Origin of the sequence: Denitrobacterium detoxificans, from assembly GCF_001643775.1 — a bacterium.
Taxonomy (GTDB): Bacteria; Actinomycetota; Coriobacteriia; order Coriobacteriales; family Eggerthellaceae; genus Denitrobacterium; species Denitrobacterium detoxificans.
Genome location: NZ_CP011402.1, coordinates 1,532,374 through 1,546,767 on the forward strand (window position 1 = coordinate 1,532,374; position 14,394 = coordinate 1,546,767).

13 protein-coding genes are annotated in these 14,394 nt (G+C 60.8%); 3 read left to right on the top strand and 10 right to left on the bottom strand.

Going from position 1 to position 14,394, the window contains the following annotated elements:
- Nucleotides 1-23: 23 nt before the first annotated feature.
- Together rlmD and rsfS are read left to right on the top strand one after the other, a co-directional pair.
- A complete protein-coding gene (gene rlmD / locus AAY81_RS06535) occupies nucleotides 24-1,340 on the top strand; it encodes a 23S rRNA (uracil(1939)-C(5))-methyltransferase RlmD (RefSeq protein ID WP_143117340.1) in 1,317 nt (438 codons plus the stop codon).
- A 38-nt stretch (nucleotides 1,341-1,378) separates the two neighbouring features.
- Nucleotides 1,379-1,792: a ribosome silencing factor gene (gene rsfS / locus AAY81_RS06540; RefSeq protein ID WP_066662932.1), complete on the top strand. Its 414-nt coding sequence runs from the start codon at nucleotides 1,379-1,381 to the stop codon at nucleotides 1,790-1,792.
- 83 nt (nucleotides 1,793-1,875) lie between these two features.
- Here rsfS and yqeK read toward each other — a convergent pair whose 3' ends face one another.
- The 7 genes from yqeK to rplU form a co-directional block, all read right to left on the bottom strand.
- On the bottom strand, nucleotides 1,876-2,670 hold the full coding sequence (gene yqeK / locus AAY81_RS06545; protein ID WP_240480563.1) for a bis(5'-nucleosyl)-tetraphosphatase (symmetrical) YqeK: 795 nt from the start codon (nucleotides 2,668-2,670) through the stop codon (nucleotides 1,876-1,878).
- Nucleotides 2,671-2,674: 4 nt separating this feature from the next.
- On the bottom strand, nucleotides 2,675-3,361 hold the full coding sequence (gene nadD / locus AAY81_RS06550) for a nicotinate-nucleotide adenylyltransferase (protein WP_066662934.1): 687 nt from the start codon (nucleotides 3,359-3,361) through the stop codon (nucleotides 2,675-2,677).
- A complete protein-coding gene (locus AAY81_RS06555; RefSeq protein ID WP_066662936.1) occupies nucleotides 3,361-4,632 on the bottom strand; it encodes a glutamate-5-semialdehyde dehydrogenase in 1,272 nt (423 codons plus the stop codon). Before AAY81_RS06555 ends, nadD begins: the two co-directional genes overlap by 1 nt.
- Nucleotides 4,629-5,756, bottom strand: coding sequence for a glutamate 5-kinase (gene proB, locus AAY81_RS06560; protein WP_066662938.1), 1,128 nt, complete (start codon nucleotides 5,754-5,756; stop codon nucleotides 4,629-4,631). The genes AAY81_RS06555 and proB overlap by 4 nt, the downstream gene beginning before the upstream one ends.
- The gene (gene obgE, locus AAY81_RS06565; protein ID WP_066662940.1) at nucleotides 5,756-7,150 is read right to left on the bottom strand and encodes a GTPase ObgE; all 1,395 of its coding nucleotides are present in this window, start codon (nucleotides 7,148-7,150) and stop codon (nucleotides 5,756-5,758) included. The genes proB and obgE overlap by 1 nt, the downstream gene beginning before the upstream one ends.
- 105 nt (nucleotides 7,151-7,255) lie before the next feature.
- The gene (gene rpmA / locus AAY81_RS06570; protein WP_066662942.1) at nucleotides 7,256-7,507 is read right to left on the bottom strand and encodes a 50S ribosomal protein L27; all 252 of its coding nucleotides are present in this window, start codon (nucleotides 7,505-7,507) and stop codon (nucleotides 7,256-7,258) included.
- A 21-nt stretch (nucleotides 7,508-7,528) separates the two neighbouring features.
- Nucleotides 7,529-7,909: a 50S ribosomal protein L21 gene (gene rplU, locus AAY81_RS06575; protein WP_066662944.1), complete on the bottom strand. Its 381-nt coding sequence runs from the start codon at nucleotides 7,907-7,909 to the stop codon at nucleotides 7,529-7,531.
- Nucleotides 7,910-8,175: 266 nt separating this feature from the next.
- On the opposite strand from rplU, the gene AAY81_RS06580 reads away from it, so the two are divergent.
- Nucleotides 8,176-9,021 carry a hypothetical protein gene (locus AAY81_RS06580; protein ID WP_066662946.1) on the top strand — a complete coding sequence of 282 codons (846 nt, stop codon included), beginning with the start codon at nucleotides 8,176-8,178 and terminating at the stop codon, nucleotides 9,019-9,021.
- A 92-nt stretch (nucleotides 9,022-9,113) separates the two neighbouring features.
- On the opposite strand, the gene thrS is transcribed toward AAY81_RS06580, so the two are convergent.
- The 3 genes from thrS to AAY81_RS06595 all read right to left on the bottom strand — a co-directional run bounded on the left by thrS (nucleotide 9,114) and on the right by AAY81_RS06595 (nucleotide 14,391).
- Entirely contained in the window at nucleotides 9,114-11,030 is a 1,917-nt protein-coding gene (gene thrS, locus AAY81_RS06585) for a threonine--tRNA ligase (RefSeq protein WP_066662949.1), read from the bottom strand.
- A 98-nt stretch (nucleotides 11,031-11,128) separates the two neighbouring features.
- Nucleotides 11,129-11,647: a zinc ribbon domain-containing protein gene (locus AAY81_RS06590; protein WP_082867905.1), complete on the bottom strand. Its 519-nt coding sequence runs from the start codon at nucleotides 11,645-11,647 to the stop codon at nucleotides 11,129-11,131.
- A gap of 77 nt (nucleotides 11,648-11,724) precedes the next feature.
- Nucleotides 11,725-14,391, bottom strand: a complete 2,667-nt coding sequence (locus tag AAY81_RS06595) for a valine--tRNA ligase (RefSeq protein ID WP_066662952.1) — start codon at nucleotides 14,389-14,391, stop codon at nucleotides 11,725-11,727.
- Nucleotides 14,392-14,394: the final 3 nt, after the last annotated feature.

Sequence of the window (14,394 nt, forward strand, 5' to 3'; positions counted from 1 at the left end):
CATTGGCAAACAGAAGGAAGTACATGCAAACGAAACTGCACATAGATACGCTGGCATACGGATCGGCAGCCATTGGGCGCGATGAAAATGGCCGCGCCGTGTTCGTGGAAGGCGGCGCCCCGGGCGATACGGCCCTGGTGGAAATCACGGAGGAACGCAAGTCGTTCGCGCGTGGCCATGTAGTCGAAGTGCTGCAGCCAGGCGAAGCGCGCGTAGCCCCCACCTGCCCGCTTGCCGGCGCATGCGGCGGCTGCTCGTGGCAGCACGTAGCCTATTCGGCCCAGCTGGAAGCCAAGCGCGCGAATGTCGTGTCGCAGCTGCGTCGCGTGGCGCACGTCGACGCGCTGGAAGCCGAATCACTGGTGGCGGCCTGCGTGCCCTCGAAGCGCCAGATGGGATACAGGAACAAGCTGGAAATGGCCTGCGAGACCGACGCGCAGGGGCGCCTGCAGCTGGGGTTCCGCAAGCCGGGCTCGCACGAGCTCTGCCCCGCCAACGCCTGCCCCCTGGCCCATCGAACCATCGAAAAGGCGCCCAAGGCCCTACGCGGTGCGCTGCGCTATCTGCAGGGTTCCGGCGATTTGGGCATCTACCGCGTGGGCGTGCGCAGCAGCCTGCGCACGAAGGATACGGAAATCGCCCTGTGGACGCGCCCCGGCAGCTTCCCGCGTGCCGCTGCGGCAAAGACGCTCGCCAGCACGCTCAAGGCCACGAGCATCGTGCGCGTCATGGCCGAAGAGGGCTCGGCGCGCGCCGTGAAGGGCGTGGAGGTACTAGCTGGCAAGGGCCACTGGACGGAAGACCTATGCGGATTCACGTACCGCGCAAGCGCCCCCAGCTTCTTCCAAGTAAATACCGCCCAGGCGGAAAAGCTCGTTGAGCTTGCCCTGGAAGGCCTGCAGGTAACCGAAACCGACCGCATCGCCGACCTGTACTGCGGCGTGGGCACCTTCACCTTGCCCCTGGCCGAGCGCTGCGGCGACGTGCTTGCCGTGGAAAGCGCTGGCTCCAGCGTGCGCGACCTACGCGCCAACGCCGATAGCGCCCAGCTGTGGGTCGACATCATTGGCGGCGACAGCGCCCGCGAGCTACCCGCCATGGGTCACTTGGACGCCCTGCTGGTCGATCCGCCCCGTTCCGGCCTGGCCGACGGCGTGCCCGCGAGCATCGCGAAGGCCGCTCCCCAGCGCCTGGCCTACATCAGCTGCGACCCGTGCACCTGGGCCCGCGACGTGGAGCGCCTTTCCAACGAAGGCTATCGCCTTACGAAGGCCACGCCCGTGGACCTCTTCCCGCAAACCTTCCACTGCGAAGTGGTGAGTATATTCCAACGTGCCTAATGCGGTAGAATACCCACAGCACCAAGCTAAGGAGAACAATGACTGATTACAACGTACGCGAAGCCGCGCTGGTAGCGGCCAAGGCAGCCGACGAGAAGAAGGCCACCGACATCATGGTTCAGGAAGTGGGCGAACTCTCTTCCGTTGCCGACTACTTCGTCATCGCCACGGCGGCGAACAACCGCCAGGTCGACGCCATCATCGACGCCATCGAAGAAGACTGCCGCGAAAAGATCGGCGTGAAGCCCATCCACCGCGAGGGCATCGAAGCCGGCACGTGGGCCCTGCTCGACTACGGCGATTTCGTGGTACACGTGTTCCAGCCCGAAGCGCGCGATTTCTATCGCCTGGAAACGCTCTGGAACGACGCACCCGTTATCGACCTGGCCGAAGCCGGCATCACCGACGCCGAGTACTCCGACCGCATCGCAAAGCTCATGGGTCGCGAATAGCGCGAACGAACATCGCACGAATAGCAACGGGGTGGCCGAACCAATCGGCCACCCCGTTTCGTTTGCGTATGATCCCCGCGCGCCTAGAACTTCATGGTGCGCACGAAGCCGTACTTCCACATGAGAGAATTCCAGATGTCCACCGTTTCCGGGTAGAGCTGACGGTCGCGGTTGACCAGGAACGTGAAGGTGTACTTGAACGCATCGAAGTAGAGCTGTTCGAGCGGAACCTTCCCCACTTCCTTGCGCAAGCGCTTGATGCCCTTCATATCGCCGAACGTGCGATTGGGCTCGATGATATCGGCCACGTAGATGATGCAATCGAGCGGCGACATCTCGGCTGCGCCCGAAGTATGACGCGCGATGGCCTGGAAGACCTCCTCGCCGAATTCGGGGTATTCCAAGCGCAGGGCCGCGGCGGCCGTGGGGCCATGCAGCAACCAGGGCATGTTTTCCGAAATCTGGGGGTCGAGGTCGACACCCAGGGTTTGAGCGCGCTCGCGAATCTCGTACACGCCCAGGCCCTTGTCCCAGTCGTGCAGGATGCCCGCCATGCGAGCAACCTTCGGGTTATAGCCATACAGCTTGGCAAGCTTCTTGGCCGTCTTGGCCACGCCAACCGAATGCTTGTAGCGCTTCTTGCCCACGCGGGCAGCCAGAAGCACCTTCATGCGCTTGTAGTTCTTCTTGCCGAAGACCTTCTTCGACGCGGGCTGATACGGCAGGTCGCCACCTGAAAGCTCGATAAGCTTCTCGCGCGTGAGCTCTTGGCGCTTGGCGGCCTTCTTCGCCTTCTTGTTCTTCTTTTTCGCAAGCTGCTTCTTCTCGAGCTTTTCGAGCTCCTTCTGCAGCTGCTTCTTGTTCTTCTTCTTGCCCATACGTCTATTCCCCCAATCCAGACGCGCGGTACAAGCCGCGATCCTGAATGTATTGCCAAACACCCTGCGGGCAAAGGTAGCGGATCGACTTGCCCTGGCCTACCCATTCGCGCAGCATACTCGACGAAACCGACAACGCGGTCATCTCTAGATAGCTTACGTCAAAACACCCATGCTCGGCTAGGGTTCTTCTATATTCGTCGGACATTACGAATCCTGGTCGCGTGGCGGCGATAAGATGCGCAAGCTTCGAAAGGCCCTGCGAATTGCGCCAGCTGACAATGGAAAGCATGGCGTCGGCACCCGTGATGAAGTAGAGCTCGACGTTTTCCGGATAGTAATCACGCAGCTGGTGAAGCGTATCGATGGTATACGTATCGCCCCCGCGCTCGATTTCGATGGGGCTTACGTCGAAGGCGGGATTGTCGGCGCAGGCCAAGCGACACATTTCCAGGCGGTCGGCCGCGCAGGTGACCTTCTGGTGCTTCTTGAACACGGGCTGACCCGCCGGAATGAAGAGCACGGCATCTAGGTCGAAGGCATCGCGCGCCTGTTCGGCACACGCCAAATGGCCAATGTGGATGGGGTCGAACGTACCGCCCATGATGCCCAGGCGATACGTGCGACTGGTATCGACGGTGCCGTCGGGCGCAAGGCCCAGATGGTCGAAGTTGTCGCTAATGACGCTCACTAGCTTCTCACCTGGCCGGAGCCACGAAGCAGGTACTTGTACGTGGTAAGTGCCGCAAGCGCAAAGGGCCCGCGGGCGTGAAGCTTCTGGGTGGAGATGCCAATTTCAGCACCCAGGCCAAATTCCCCGCCATCGGTGAAGCGCGTAGATGCGTTCCAATACACGGCAGCTGCGTCGATGCTGGCCAGGAATTCCTCAGCAGCAGCTTCGTCTTCCGTGACGATGCATTCGGAATGACGCGTGCCAAAGCGATTCACGTGCTCGATGGCGGCATCAAGTCCGCTCATGCAGCGCACGGCAATGTCGAGGTTCAGGTACTCGGTAGCCCAGTCGTCTTCCGTAGCGGGAACGAGCTGCATAGAAACGCCCTGCTCGATAAGCTGCTGGGCGATGGCATACGCATGCTCGTCGGCGTGTATAACCACGTCACGCGATGCAAGTTCGGGCAGGATAACGGGAAGCACCTGCTCGGCGATGGAATCATCGACAAGCAGCGATTCGATGGCATTGCACACGCCCGGGCGCTGCGTCTTCGCGTTTACCACGATGTCGCGCGCCATCTCGACGTTGGCGGGTTCGTGTACATACACGTGACAGTTGCCCACGCCCGTTTCAATGACGGGCACCGTGGCGTTCTGCACGCAATGCTGAATGAGGCCGGCGCCGCCGCGCGGAATGAGCACGTCGACGATGCCGCGCATCTGCAGCAGTTCGTCGGTAGCAGCGCGGTCCTTCGTTTCCACCGCGCAGATGCAGTTGATGGGCATGCCGGCAGAAACCGCGGCATCATGCAGAAGGTGAGCAAGATACACATTCGAATTGAACGCCATGCTACCACCACGCAGGACGCAGGCATTGCCCGTCTTCACGCAGATGCCGGCAGCGTCGGCAGTGACGTTGGGACGCGCTTCGTACACCATGGCGACAACACCCATGGAAACGCTCACGCGCGTGAGGTTCACCCCAGAAGCAAGGGTGCGCTCCTGCTGCACCTGACCCAGGGGATCAGGAAGCTCGGCAAGCGATTCGAGGCCGCATGCCATGCCCTCGATGCGCTCGGCCGTAAGCTGCAAGCGATCGAGCAGCGGCTCGGCCGTACCCGCCTCGCGGGCAGCCTGCATGTCAAGCTCGTTCGCCTGCACGATGTCGGCCACATGCTCGCGCAGCGCCTGCGCCATGGTATGCAACGCACCATTACGCACGCTAAGCGACGCCTTTCCGCAGGCAACGCTGGCCTTCTTCGCAGCTAGGGCAATTTCCTTCACGCTCATTCAAACACCACCAATTCATCTCGATGGACTATAGGAGACTCCGCCAAAGGTGCCAGCAGGCGATTTGCCGCCATCTGCGCCTGGCTATACCCACGCGCGAGCAGGATTTCGTCGCTGGAAGCGGAAACCTTGCCACGGGCAAACAGATGCCCGCGCGCGTCTTCGATGTTCACGATATCGCCCGCGTCGAACGTGCCCATAACGTTGGTTACGCCCACGCACAGAAGCGAGCTGCCCTTCCCCACCAGGGCATCGCGCGCGCCGTCGTCGACGACGATCGAGCCCTTCGCGGAATCGCCCAGGGCAATCCAGAGCTTGTAGTTCGTTATTTCGTGCGGCACGCGACGCGCTTCGAAGCACGTGCCCACCGATTCGCCCTGCACCAAGCGCTCGAGCGCATGGGGTTCGTGGCCATTGCACACCACGAGCGGAATGCCGGCGATCATGAGCACGCGTGCGGCGCGAATCTTCGTGACCATGCCGCCGCTACCCACCGAAGAACCAACGCCCCCGGCAGAGGCCATGATTTCAGGCGTGATGAAATCGACGCGGTCGAGCTTGCGCGCATTCGCATCTTCGCGCGGGTTGGCCGTGTACAGGCCGTCGATGTCGGAGAAGATAACGCACATGTCGGCCTTGATAAGGCACGCCACAAGCGCAGCCAGCGTATCGTTGTCGCCGAAGCGGATTTCCTCGACCGAAGTGGTGTCGTTCTCGTTCACCACGGGAACGACGTCGTATTCCAGAAGCGCGCGCAGCGTTTCACGCGCGTGCACGTAGGCATGGCGGCTGGCCGTGTCGTGGCGCGTAAGCAGCACGAGCGAGGTAACCACGTCGTGCGCGCCAAAGACCTCGCTGTACGCGCTGGCCAAGGCACCCTGCCCCACCGATGCGGCGGCCTGCAGGCTGGGCATGTCGGTGGGACGCGCATCGAGCCCCAGCACCTGCACGCCGCAGGCAATGGCCGCAGACGAGACGATGATGGGCTTCCAGCCCGCCTTGCGCAGGGAGACAACCTGTTCGGCCAAGGCCTCCAGGTACCCCCTATCGAGGGCGCCGTCTTCCCCCACCAACGTGGACGAGCCGATCTTTACGACGATGACCTTGCTGCGCGCGTGCTTCACTAGATGTCCAATCCTGCGTAGATGTCTTCGTGCATGCGGGACGATTCGAATTCGAACGAACGGCCTACGATGCGGATTTCGTCGCCATCACGCGCACCTGCCGCTTCCAGGGCGGCATCGATGCCCAGGCGCTTGAAACGATGCTGCAAGAAGGCGATGGCTTCTTCGTTTTCCCAGTCGCACTGCACGACCATGCGCTCCACCTGGGTGCCCACCACGCGGTAGACGTCGGAGGAAAGCTTGACGACCTCGAACTTCTGCTCGCGTGCCTGACGCTTGCGCTCCCACACGTGATCGTAATGGGGCTCGGCTTCCTGGGCCGCACGAGCCGCTTCGCGGATCTCGTGTACGCGCGTGCCGATGGCGGCAGCAAGAGCATCGAGCCCCTTGCCGGTAACGGCGCTGGTGAGGTACAGCTTCGGGTCGATGGGGCTTTCGGCAAACTCGTTGCCGCCCGCAGCAGCCAGCGAGTCGGCCTTCACGGCCTCGCGCAGGCGCTCCAGATTGTCCTCGAACCCGGGCATGTCGACCTTGTTCGCCACCACGATGCGAGGACGTGCGGCGAACTCGTCGGAATACAGTTCCAGCTCGCGGTTGATGATGCGATAGTCCTCCACGGGGTCGCGGCCCTCGAACCCACCCGTGATATCGACCACGTGCACGATGATGGCCGTGCGCTCCACATGGCGCAGGAACTCGTGACCCAGGCCCTTGCCCTCGTGCGCGCCCTCGATGAGGCCGGGAACGTCGGCAATAACGTAGTCGTAGTCGTCGCTGCGCACGACGCCCAGGTTGGGCTGCAGCGTAGTGAACGGGTAATCGGCAATCTTGGGCTTCGCCGCGCTCACGCGCGAGATGATAGAGCTCTTGCCCGCACTGGGCACGCCCACCAAAGCAGCGTCGGCCATGAGCTTCATTTCCAACTCGATCCAGCCTTCGTGGGCAGGTTCGCCCAGTTCGGCGAAGGCAGGAGCACGTCGCGTAGAGGTGACGAAGTGGATGTTGCCACGGCCGCCTACGCCACCCTGGGCCACCACGACGGCATCGCCGTCGTGCGTAAGGTCGGCGATGGTCTCGCCCACTTCCTTCGTTTCCTCGTCGTATTCGCGCACGATGGTGCCCATGGGAACCTTCAGGATAAGGTCGTCGCCATTGGCGCCGTGCATGCGGCTGCCCTTGCCATGCGTACCGCGCTGCGCCTTGAAATGGTGCTTGAAGCGATAGTCGATGAGGGAGGAAACGCTGCCGTCAGCCTGGATGACCACGTTGCCACCATGGCCGCCGTCGCCACCGTCGGGACCGCCCTTGGGAACATGGGCCTCGCGGCGGAAGCTCATGCAGCCAGCGCCGCCGTCGCCACCCTTCACGTGAATATGCACTTTGTCTATGAACATAGTCGTTTCGCCTGTCTATCGGGCTTTACGGTTGTAAGCCATTCTAATGCAAAAGGGGCTCCCCATATTCTGGGGAGCCCCGACACTACAGATTATGCGTGCGGTTTACGCCTGCGGACGGACGTGAACCTTGCGCTTGATACCCTTCGTGTACTCGACAACGCCGTCGCACAGAGCGAACAGGGTGTCGTCCTTGCCACGACCGACGTTCTCGCCGGGGTGGAAGTGGGTGCCGTGCTGGCGGACCAGAATGTTGCCGGTGATTACCTGCTCGCCAGCGAACTTCTTGCAGCCCAGACGCTGTGCGCGGGAATCGCGACCATTGCGAGTGGAACCGAGGCCTTTCTTATGTGCCATCTTACTTCAACTCCCTCGTTACTACTCAGCGTCTGCCGCGGCCTTTTCAGCCTTCTTGGCAGCAGCCTTCTTGGTGGATTTCTTGGCAGCCTTTTCGCTACCGATGGATTCGATCTGCACGCGAACCAGGTTCTGGCGATGACCACGAAGCTTCTTGTAGTTCTTGCGCTTCTTGAACTTGAAGACGAGCTGCTTCTTGCCCTTGAACTGCTCGAGAACAACAGCGGTAACCTTGGTGGAACCGGCCTTTGCGGAAACAGGCTCTACCTTATCGCCATCGACGATGCAAATGGCCTGGAGCTCAACCTTGCTGCCAGCCTCGGCATCAAGCTTTTCGACTTCGATGATGTCACCAGGGGCAACCTTGTACTGCTTGCCGCCAGTCTTAACGATTGCGTACATGTATATTTCTCCTTGAAAGTGTCAAAACGCAAGGCGTTAGTTTATCGGCGCAAAAACCGATAGTCAACGTCTTATTCAAGAAAATCCTGCACCTGCGCATAATACGCACACGTGTGCGAGAGTGCGCGGATGGCTGCCCATGCGGTTGCGTGGAGGCCGCAAAAGCAACCTATTCATCATACTTCCCTGCCCTGCGAAGAACAATGGGAATGGAAACATATCCCACTTTCCCATACAATCTAAATAGTTGGATAAAGGGGGCCATCATGAATAGGGTCATTCAGATAGCAGCATCCGGAATCATCGCAACTATGCTCGCCGTGGGCATCACGGCATGCGGCGGAAAGCAGGAAGCCGATTCCTCGGCCAACACGCAAACCGACACAAGCGCGCTATCGCAAGATGGCAACACGCAAACCAAGGCATCCAGCATCACCGACGGGCCCACCGTGCGCGCCAAGATCGACGAGGCGCTGGCCACCAGCTACAAGAACGTCACGTGCGAATGCAGCACCGAAACCACCACCACGCTAGGGCAGCTGCAGAGCAACGGCTCGTCCAAGACCGAAGTGAAGATCGACGCCACTTCTAACCCGCATCGCTACTACACGTCCTACGACGTGCCTGGCGAAGACGGCCAGCCCATCCCGCTCGAGGTGTACATCCAGGGCGATGACGCGGTGGTCATCCAAGGCGAAGACTCCATAGGCGTAAACGTTGCCGGCAACAGCATGCAAGCCCTCGTAACGCGCCCGGGCCTGTACCTCGACGCAACCTGGGTCGACGCCCTGCTCGACCACGCCCAAAGCTGGCAGATGGAAGTAAAGGACAACGAGACGAAAGCCGCCGCCATGATCGAGCCCCAGGCCGTCGTCGACTTGGGCCTCTTCGATACGAGCACGTGGCCCCTCAACGCAGAGGCGCAGCTTGCCGCCCTGTCGTTCACGATCGACGAGAGCAACCACATCACGAACGCCACCATTTCCGTGGGCGTTACCGGCAGCGGCGCGCAGATGATCCTGAACCTGGTGAACACCTACAAGGACTACGATGCCACCGACCTTGCGCCCACGCCCGAGCCAAAGTACCTCGCCGAACTGCCCGAGGAATAGCCCCACGCTCATACGCATCGGGCTTTACCCGAAGCAAACAAGGGGAGCAGCCGCATGGCCGCTCCCCTTTCGATATCTATAACGCGATGCGCTTAGAGAATGCGCGCGCCTTCGATAATGGACACGAATTCGTCAACGGACATGGAGCCCTTGTCGCCCTCTTCGCGCGTACGCACGGAAACCGTGTTCTCTTCCACTTCCTTGTCGCCAATGACGAGCATGAACGGAACCTTCTGAGCCTGAGCCTTGGCGATCTTCACGCGCATGGGCTCGTTCTGCTGGTATACGCTCACGCGGCCTTCCACCTGCTGGAGCTTGCGGGCGATTTCGTTCGCAGCATCCAGATGACGGTCGGCGATGGGGATGATGACGACCTGCGTGGGAGCCAGCCACAGAGGCAGGTTGCCCGTGGTGTGCTCGATGAGGATGCCCAGGAAGCGCTCGATGGAGCCGAACAGCGCACGATGGAGCATCCAGGGGCGCTCTTCGGAGTTGTCGGCCGTACGATAGCTGATGTCGAAGCGCTCGGGCAGGTTGAAGTCGACCTGCACCGTGGAGCACTGCCACCATCGGCCGATGGCGTCCTTCACCTTGATGTCGATCTTCGGGCCGTAGAACGCGCCGTCGCCCGGATTGATCTCGTACGGAATGCCGCGACGCTCGATGGCCTGACGCAGGAAGCTTTCCGCCTTTTCCCACATGTCGTCGGTACCAATGGACTTTTCCGGACGCGTGGAGATTTCGGCCGTGTACTCAAAGCCGAACTCGCCCATGATGTTGTCGGCAAGATCGAGGATGGCGCATACTTCGTCGACTACCTGGTCTTCGCGGCAGAACACATGCGCGTCGTCCTGCGTGAAGCCACGAGCACGCATGAGGCCATGAACGGCACCGGACAGCTCGTGACGATACACCGTGCCGAACTCGAAGAAGCGGATGGGCATCTCGCGATACGAGTGGATGGCGTTCTTGTACAGCATGACGTGGCCCGGGCAGTTCATGGGCTTTACGCCATACTCGCTGTAGCGGGGCTCTTCCTCGTCACCTTCGTTGATCTGGAAGAAGTACATGTTGTCGTGATAGTAGCCATAGTGACCGCTCGTCTTCCAGACATCGGCCTTGTAGATGTGCGGCGTGATGACCTCGTCGTAGCCACGACGATACAGCTCGCGACGCAGCCATTCCTGCAGCAGGCGAATGACGCGCGCGCCAGCCGGCAGGTACATGGGCAGGCCCACGCCCGCCATGTCGTCCATCATGTAGATACCAAGCTCGCGGCCCAGCTTGCGGTGGTCGCGCTTTTCGGCCTCTTCCAGGTTCGTGAGGTACTCGGCCAGTTCCTTCTTCTTGAAGAAGGCCGTGCCGTACACACGCTGGAGCTGCTCGTTGTTGGCGTCGCCCTTCCAGTAGGCGCCTGCAACCTTCATGAGCTTGAAGGCACCGATAACACCCGCACTGGGGATATGGGGACCGCTGCAGAGGTCGACGAAGCTGCCGTGGCGGTAGATGCTAATCTCTTCACCTTCGGGCAGGTCGTCGATGTGCTCAGCCTTGAACTTCTGGTTAGCGAAGATTTCCTTGGCCTGCTCGCGCGAGACCACTTCGCGCACGAAGGGCTCGTCGGCGGCGATGATTTCCGCCATCTTGGCTTCGATCTTCTGGAAATCGTCGGAAGAGATGGAATCGCTCAAGCCGAAATCGTAGAAGAAGCCATCGGCCGTTTCGGGGCCGAATGCAATCTGGGCACCCGGATAGAGCTCCTGCACGGCTTCCGCCATGATGTGCGCGCACGAATGGCGCAGAATGCCGAGTGCCTCGGGAGACTTCGCGGTGATGATTTCCACCTTGGCATCAGCGGCAACCTGCGTGTTCAGGTCGACAAGATCGCCATTGATCTTGCCAGCAATGGCCGCCTTCGCCAAGCCGGCGCCAATAGATGCCGCCACATCGGCAACCGTGGCCCCTTCCTGGACTTCCTTGACCGTTCCGTCGGGTAGTACGATGTTCATAAATCTTTCCTTTCGCCGGACGTAGACAAAACGTCTGCAAATACAAGAGCGCCCTGCAACATACGCAGGACGCCCCATTTACACTATGATATGCGGAATTAACCGCGAGCCTGCGTGGGATTGTGAGGACGCCCCTGAGAAGGCGCACCAGTAGTTCGACGCGCGCCCTGAGGACGGCGACGAGGCTGCTGACCCACCGGCTTTGCGCAATACGGACACACCGACCACGAAGGGTCGAGGGCATGACCGCAGTTGGTGCACAGGTTCTTCAGGCGCTGATGGCAGTTCGGGCAGATGACGTAGTCGGCTTCCACGGGATAGCCGCAGCTAGCGCATTCGCCGTACTTCATGAGCTCGCGCTGCTTGAGCGCAATTTCCAATTCCTGTTCCGAGCGGTCGACGTCGAGCAACGACGGACGCAGGAGCACATATGCCAGAACGCCCAAGCCAGGAACCAGGGCGACGATGGCCCAGATCCACCAGACGGCGCCACGCTGATACGCGTCGCGGGCAACCCACACGACAACCAGAACGTACAGGATGACGAGCATGGCGATGATAACCATGAACACGCCCTGCACCTGCGGCGTTATGAACTGTGATAGCAATTCCTGCATAAACGTTTCCTTGCGTATAAACGATTGCACAACGGCGGCCCGCAAGCCAACCGTTGTGCAATTATAGCAAACGGATTCTAGTTAAGTTCCGCAATCTGGCTTTCTACACGTTTCAACTGGTCGGACAAATCGGCGTGCTTAGCGCGGTCCTTTTCGATGACCTCCGGAGCCGCCTTCGCCAAGAAGCCGGGGTTCGAAAGCTTGCGGCCGAACTTCTCGATGTCCTTAGCAAGCGAAGCACGCTGCTTTTCCAGGCGCGCGCGTTCCGCTTCGAAGTCCACATGGCCGGAAAGCACGGTGTAGACTTCCAGGCCCGTGCCCAGCGTGACGCTGGACTCGGCGGGCTTTTCGGCGTCGCAGCCAACCTGCAGCGACTCGATGTTGCCCATGCCACAGATGAGCTGCTCCTGCTCGGAGAGCAGCGCGGCGTCGGATGCGGCTTCCACCTTCACGGTAACGGAAAGCGCCTGCTTGGGCGAAATGCCGTAGCGGGAACGCGTGGCGCGCACGGCGGAAACCACGTCGCACACCATGATCATGGCGCGCTCGGCCTGCTCGTCGCGATACTTGGCCAGGCTTTCGGCTTCGGGCCAAGCGCAGGCGATCAGGTACGGGTCCTCGCCTTCCACCGGCAGATCCTGGAAGATCTCTTCCGTAATGAACGGCATGATGGGATGCAGCAGACGAAGCGCCGTGTCGAGCACGAACACCAGGTTGCGCTGGCATGCCAGGCGGTCGGCCGCATCGGAGCCGGAAAGGCGGCTCTTCGAGAATTCAATGTACCAGTCGCAGAACTCATTCCAGAAGAACGCATACAGCTCGCGGGTGACGTCGCTGAACTCGTAGGCATCGAACGACTCGTCGACGCGTGCCACCAGGCGGGCCAGACGGCTGAAGATCCAGCGGTCGGCCGGCGTGGAGACTTCCGGTTCGCCGGGCTCGAAGCCCTCGAGGTTCATCATGACGAAACGCGCGGCGTTGCGAATCTTGTTCGAGAAGTTACGGCTGTTTTCCAGCTTGCTCTCGTTGAACTTCAAGTCCTGAGCGCCCGTAACCTGCATGAGCAGGCCAAAGCGCATGCCATCGGCGCCATAGTCTTCCATGAGCTTCAGCGGATCGACACCATTGCCGCGGCTCTTGCTCATCGGCTTGCCGTCGGAACCCATAACGGTGGGATAGATGATGACGTTTTCGAACGGAATGGTGCCCATGCAGTATTCGCTGGCCATGACCATGCGGGCAACCCAGAGGCCCATGATGTCACGCGCTGTGGCGAGCACCTGCGTGGGGTACGCCTTCTGCAGTTCGGAAGCCTGCGTGCCCTCGCGCGTCCAGCCCATGGTGGCAAAGGGCCACAGCTGGCTGGAGAACCAAGTGTCAAGCACGTCTTCGTCTTGGCGAACGGCAGCGCCGCACTTGGGGCACGTGTGAATGTCTTCTACGCTGGCGTCTTCCCAACCACATTCGTCGCAGTAGAACATGGGAATGCGATGACCCCACCAGAGCTGGCGGGAAATGCACCAGTCCTTCAGGTTCTCGAGCCAATCGAGGTAGACCTGGCTCCAACGCGCGGGATGGAACGTGATCTCACCCGACTCCACGGCCTTTGCGGCAGGCCCCTTCAGGCGGTCGACGGACACGAACCACTGCTCGGACAGCCAGGGCTCGAGCTTCGTATGGCAGCGATAGCACGTCATGACGGAATGGTCGTGGTCTTCCACATGGTCGAGCAGGCCATGCTCCTCGAACCAGGCAACCACGGCTTCGCGTGCTTCGTCGCGCGACATGCCGCTGAACTCGCCGTAGCCTTCCACTACATGGGCGGTCTCGTCGAAGATGTTGATCTTCGGCAGGTCGTGGCGCTCGCCCATGGCCCAGTCGTTCGGGTCGTGAGCAGGCGTGACCTTTACGAAGCCGCTGCCGAAATCGGCATCGACGTAGTAGTCGCTGAAGATGGGGATCTCGCGGTCGACGATGGGCAGCTTCACCTTGGCGCCCACGAACTTCTGCTTGTCGGGATCCTTCGGGGAAACCGCAACGCCCGTGTCGCCGAGCATGGTTTCCGGACGCGTGGTGGCCACGATGATGTAGTCGAGACCATCGATGGGCTCGACCAGCGGGTAGCGCAGATGCCACAGATGACCGGGCTCGTCTACGTATTCGGCCTCGTCATCGGCGATGGCCGTGGTGCAATGCGGGCACCAGTTCACGATGCGCTTGCCGCGATAGATGAGGTCGTCGTGATACCACTCCACGAACAGACGACGCACCGCGTCGATGTAATCGGGGTCGAGCGTGAAGTGCTCGTCGGAATAATCGCAGCTGCAACCCATGCCCTTGATCTGCTCGACGATGGTGGTGCCGTAATGGGCACGCCAGTCGTAGCAGGCCTCGATGAACTTCTCGCGGCCAATTTCCAGGCGGCTAATGCCCTCTTCGGCCAGCTTCTTGTCGACCTTCGTCTGCGTGGCAATGCCAGCATGGTCGGTACCCAGGACCCAGCGCGTCTGATAGCCCTGCATGCGGGCACGACGGATGCAGGCGTCCTGAATGGTGTCGTCGAGCGCATGGCCCATGTGCAGCATGCCAGTGATGTTGGGAGGCGGAATGACCACGGTGTAGCAATCGTTCTGATGCTTGCCAAAACCAGGCGTGCGCTGGAAGTAGCCACCCTCGTTCCATGCCTTGAACAGGGGCGCTTCATGCGCCGCGAAATCGAAGTCGATTTTCTTCTTATCGGCCATTGC